General features: G+C 56.9%; 5 protein-coding genes and 1 pseudogene. 2 read left to right on the top strand and 4 right to left on the bottom strand.

Going from position 1 to position 5,159, the window contains the following annotated elements; genetic code table 11:
• Positions 1-256: 256 nt before the first annotated feature.
• Positions 257-436, bottom strand: coding sequence for a hypothetical protein (locus FJ414_RS31195; RefSeq protein WP_140648186.1), 180 nt, complete (start codon positions 434-436; stop codon positions 257-259).
• A 494-nt stretch (positions 437-930) separates the two neighbouring features.
• Here FJ414_RS31195 and FJ414_RS31190 point away from each other — a divergent pair.
• Together FJ414_RS31190 and FJ414_RS31185 are read left to right on the top strand one after the other, a co-directional pair.
• A pseudogene (locus tag FJ414_RS31190) lies at positions 931-2,201 on the top strand (HlyD family type I secretion periplasmic adaptor subunit).
• Positions 2,202-2,218: 17 nt separating this feature from the next.
• Complete coding sequence (locus tag FJ414_RS31185) at positions 2,219-2,461, top strand: hypothetical protein (protein WP_140648185.1); 243 nt, start codon at positions 2,219-2,221, stop codon at positions 2,459-2,461.
• Here FJ414_RS31185 and FJ414_RS31180 read toward each other — a convergent pair.
• The 3 genes from FJ414_RS31180 to FJ414_RS31160 form a co-directional block, all read right to left on the bottom strand.
• Positions 2,458-2,733, bottom strand: a complete 276-nt coding sequence (locus tag FJ414_RS31180; RefSeq protein WP_140648184.1) for an acyltransferase family protein — start codon at positions 2,731-2,733, stop codon at positions 2,458-2,460. The genes FJ414_RS31185 and FJ414_RS31180 overlap by 4 nt on opposite strands.
• Positions 2,734-3,154: 421 nt before the next feature.
• Entirely contained in the window at positions 3,155-4,108 is a 954-nt protein-coding gene (locus tag FJ414_RS31170; protein ID WP_140648183.1) for a phosphatase PAP2 family protein, read from the bottom strand.
• 599 nt (positions 4,109-4,707) lie between these two features.
• Positions 4,708-4,980, bottom strand: coding sequence for a hypothetical protein (locus tag FJ414_RS31160; protein ID WP_140648181.1), 273 nt, complete (start codon positions 4,978-4,980; stop codon positions 4,708-4,710).
• Positions 4,981-5,159: the final 179 nt, after the last annotated feature.

Genomic DNA, 5,159 nt, shown 5'->3' with positions numbered 1-5,159 from the left:
GCATCGATGCGATGGCATAGTCGGCTCTGTTGGTTCGATAGTCTTCCTTTTGGATGGTCATTGGTATTCCTCCCGCGGGGGCTTTCCCTCCATTTAAAGCGGACCGAGGCCAATGGCCGCCAATAAATCGCAGGAGTCTACAAATTGAGGATTGTATTAAAATGATACACACCCGCGCTGGCAGCAATCTAAAGCGGGTGGCTGCGGCTTCATTCCTGTGATGAAAAGGGGCCGGAGCGAGACGATGGTCCCTCGGCTATCGCTTTAGCAAATCGCGATTGATGGTGATGGTAGGTGGCCTCCACCCGCCCGGCATATCCAAGGATGCCTCACGGAAACTTCGCTCGACGTCGGCGGTATAGGTGCCGTCGTTTTCGAAGCGGTCCCAGAGGATGAAGCCAGTGATGAACGCGATCACGATAAGGGGCCAGCGCATCGGAACCTCCCTCAAAGTCCCGAATGGCATTATCTGCCTGCGGTAGGACAAATACAAGCAGTTGCTAATATTCAGCCCGCGAAGGCGTGGACGGTGTTGAGGCCCAAGGTTGAAATAGCCACGATCTGGCATCTTTCCTGCATTGGACCCTTTCGAGAGCGGAAAGGGATGACGAGATGCGGATACATACTCGGCCGAGCCGAAGGGCTGGCGCGTCGAAATGCATATTTTCGGGGCCACTACCGATCGATAGTGTGCAGGTGGAAGAGGAAGGCGTTGTTATAATCTCTGTGACTGCCGATGACATCTACACAAAGAAATCCAAGCAGCACTACGAGATAGCCCTGACAAGAGAGGAACTCAGACTGCTTGCCGCTGCCGCGCTCGAGCTGCCCCGAGATCGGGTGTCATGAACTGAGCCGCCTCAAAATAGGACGGGGTGTGGGGGCGTGCGGCCTGTGGCTGGCGGGTAAGCGCCTATGTCATCAAACGGGATGTGCGGAAGGGTCGAGGCTGCCGATGTCGAAAAGACCATTCGCCGCTATCTGATCGGTGGCGTTGCCGCCTGCATTCTTCTGGTGGGCGGCGGTGGCGGCCTGGCCGCGGTCACCGAGCTTTCCGGTGCGGTGATCGCATCAGGCAGATTGGTCGTCGATTCCAGCGTCAAGAAGGTGCAGCATCCAACTGGCGGCGTCGTCGGCCAGATCCTCGTGCGGGAAGGAGATGCCGTGAAGTCGGGTGACGTTCTGGTGCGCCTCGACGAAACTGTCACGCGCGCCAATCTGGCGATCGTCACCAAGGGCCTAGACGAGTTCGATGCCCGGCTGGCTCGACTGGAAGCCGAGCGCGATGGCAAGGAGGCAATCTCGTTCCCTTCGTCGCTGACCTCTCGACAGGACGATCCAGCGATCGCGCGGGCGATCGCTGGGGAGCAGTCCCTGTTCGAATTCCGCCAGCAGTCGCGGGCGGGCCAGAAGGCGCAGCTCGAGGAGCGCATTGCCCAGCTTGTCGAGGAAAGCTCCGGCTTGAGCGAGCAGCGCGTGGCATCCGCAAGCTCTGGCGCCAGAAGCTAGTGTCGATCGACCGCCTGACCGCGCTCGAGCGCGATGCGGTTCGTCTCGATGGCGAGCACGGCCAGCTCACTGCATCGATCGCTCAGGCGAAGGGCCGCATTGCGGAGACACGGCTGCAGATCATTCAGGTCGATCAGGATCTGCGAAAGGAAGTCGCAACCGAGCTCCGGGATGTCCAGAGCAAGATATCCGAATTCGTCGAGCGCAAGGTGTCGGCCGAGGATCAGCTGAAGCGCATCGATTTGCGCAGCCCACAGGATGGCGTGGTCCATCAGCTTGCAGTCCATACCGTCGGCGGGGTCATTACGCCCGGCGAAGTCGTCATGCTGATTGTGCCGGTGGCCGATGAACTGACCGTGGAGGCGCGCGTTGCGCCGCAAGATATCGATCAGCTAAAGCCAGGGCAGCAAGCCGGGCTCAAATTCTCGGCGTTCAACTAGCGCGTGACGCCGGAACTGAACGGCAATGTGAAAGAGATATCCGCCGACCTCAGCCTCGACGAGCGCAGCGGCGCGGGCTTCTACACCATCCGCATCGGCATCCCGCGCCCGGAACTGAAAAAGCTCGACGGTCTGACGCTGGCGCCCGGCATGCCGGTCGAAGTGTTCTTTTCGACAGGCACCCGCACGATGCTGTCCTATCTGGTCAAGCCTCTGGCTGATCAGGTCGATAGGGCGTTCAGGGAGGAATGACGGAGGCAGCTTTTTGGATGTCATTGCTGGTGATTTCTGCCCTCGATCAAAAAAAGAAGTCGCCCGGAGGCGACCTCAAACAGGCTGGTGCTGTGACACGCGAGCAGAACTTACTGCGGACATCCGGCCGATTTCGGATCCTTAACGCAGTCGGCTACGAACGAGAACTTGTTGCTCAACGCCCCGCCGAGTGTCGCCAGCGACGCAAGCGGATGATCGAAAGGCATGCTCGTCAGCGGCAGAGCCACGACAAGGGCTAGGAGATAGACCGGACTCTGGAAAATCTCGCTACGGCGAACTGTCGAACCTCGTGCCAATCGGACATCCTGTCGAAGTAGGAACGGGTGAGGGTGAAGCCGGACAACAGGAAGAAAAACGAGACGCCGAAATAGCCATTCTGCACAAAATTGGCGATCGGGGGCGGCGCTCCGTCGTTGTCTGCCGAATGGAAGGCAAGCACGTAGAGAGCGGCGAAAAACCGCAAGCTGGTCAACTGCGTCAGGTTCGAACCGGCTGAAGGCTTCGGTTTCATACAGAATGCCGCGGCTGTGAGCGTGAAGCGGTGCTCGGAACGCTTGATGCTGCTCGGAAAATTCTATACGCCGAGCCGCATTAACAAACCCGTTAACGCCCTGCTTGATGGCAGCGCTGCTGTCTAGATGACGCCTGACTTCACACGGCCTAAATGCCTTGCCGGCAGCTGTATATAGTTGCGCAGCAGAATCTATTCGCCAGGGCTGATCATGCTCGTCACATGTCGTGCGTGCAACAGCCACCGTATTCGAAGTCGCTAAAGGTAGCAGCTGTCAACAGGCAACCGCACGATGCTGTCCTATCTGGTCAAGCCCTTGGCCGACCAGATCGACCGGGCATTCAGGGAAGAGTGAGCGTAGCCGTCACTCGGTTCATTCATGGCTTCGACCGCACAATTTAGGTGGCGCTGTCGAATAGCCCTACGCTGGTGGGTATTGAGCCCGAAGATGGGAAGGAACATCGCCCGCCGCGAAGTGCAGTTCCGCCTTTGCCGGTCCAAAGAACGACAACACCAAGCCAATGCTGAGGCCAGCGACACCTATGCCAGCGACAATGTCAATTGCGTAGTGGTTTGAGACGATTGCCGCCGAAGCAGCCATCAGCATGTTCAGGATGAGAATGGGGTAGCGTAACCACTTCGTTCCCCAGGCTGCCCATGCACACAGGGCCGCTATCGCGGCGTGAACGGACGGGAAGGTCATGATCCCTTCGGCCCTCGCAAAATCGAAAACAAAATCCGAACTGTCGTGAGCTCGCTGCAGCTCGTCGAGAAACACAACACCCAGCTTGCCGTTAATATTTTGCAGTTTGCTGGGATCAATATGATAGATGGCATATGTTCCCAATGCTGGATACCAGACGGATATGGCGGCGGAGACAAAGCAAATGACCGCATATGCGAGCGTCACTTGATAGGAGCGCAAGACCGAGCCGGACGAAGCCAATATCAAGGGTAGCAGCAAAAGCTGAAATGCAAAGCTTGCGTAAGCAACGTTCAGGGGGGTGGAAAGATATTTTCTAGCGTCGACGAAAGCGAGAAGCGCCAGCCAATCGACACCCAGTGCCTGATCCATTGCCTGCAGTTCGTTGTCTGCCCAGGGCATGCCTACGCGAACCGCGAGATACGACGCGATAACGATTGGTATGACGAGAAGCAGGCCACAAAATGAAGTTTCGAAAGCAGCCCTGAACCTTGGCCTCGCTGCCGCCATCCGTGCGATTCCCAAGATTGTGGCGACGAGGACGGTCGTCTGCAGGACAGTGCCGGCATTTCTAATTTCCAGATCAGCGATCCAGGCAAGCAAAAAGACAATGCAGTAGGCAACGATTGTCAGCCCAGCCAAGCTCCATCTGGCTTTCGAAATATGATCCATAGATACCTCGACCTTATCGAGGGTAGGAAGTAGCGCAATATTGCTAAAATTTAGTTGTAAGTAGGTTGGATGGTTTATCGATTTTGATCATGGCAGACGCCTTCATATTTTAATATGCTAAATTAGCTGAATGCGCAGTGCTTCTACTGCCGCCGTCCGATTGTTGGCACATATTTATATATACTTGGGTAAGATGTCTGGAGGAACTCTAACTTGGCGCAGTTCGAGGTATCTCGCCCCGCCGGACGGGGCGTTTGGCGGAAAGTATCGGTGAACAGCCCGATGCTTTTGGGTGGCATCGTGTTCTGCGAGGATTGCGGAGGTGCGATGACCCTACGCACCTCGGGGAAGGGCAAACAGTACCGTTATTATACCTGTTGTACGACTGCCCGGCAGGGACCCACCGGCTGCGAGGGCCGAACAATATCGATGGAGAGCTCGATGAGTTGGTCGCCAGCTATGTGGAGCAGCGGCTGTTGAACCCAGCCCGACTGGAGGAACTGCTGTCCGGGTTGCTGCAACGAAGGGCAGAGCAAGACCATCGCGAGAAGGACCGGATCAGGGATCTGAGACGACAGGATGCTGATGCTGAGCGGAAGTTAACGCGACTGTACGAAGCGATTGAAAGCGGTCTGGCTGACTTGACTGATCTGGTCCTCAAGAGCCGAATCGCGGAGTTGAAGAGAATTCGGGATGCCGCCAAAGCCGATGCTGAACGTGCGGAGAACCGAAGCGGGCAAGCGGTTGAGATAAAGCGAGAGGCTGTTGCAAAGTTTGCGGAAGGTGCAAAGCAGCGACTCCGGGATGAGAACGGGAGCTTCAGGCGCCACCATCTGCAAACGCTGGTGCAGCAAGTTGACGTTGGAGCCCATTGGATCCTGATCAAGGGATCAAAACTCACTCTTTCGAACGCTCGTCACGTCAGGCGGAAAGCCTGGAGTGTCCACGGCGGGGTACGGCGTTCGCAGTTTTGTATGCCCTTCCCGAGAGATGGGTGACAGTTCATTCCGGATAGATGGGTTACACTTTCGGCCCTTTGCGAGGAGAGCAA

It is taken from the genome of Mesorhizobium sp. B3-1-6 (assembly GCF_006439555.1).
Taxonomy (GTDB): Bacteria; Pseudomonadota; Alphaproteobacteria; order Rhizobiales; family Rhizobiaceae; genus Mesorhizobium.
Note: the sequence above shows the minus strand (reverse complement) of the source record. Positions and strands in the feature narration are given on the sequence as shown.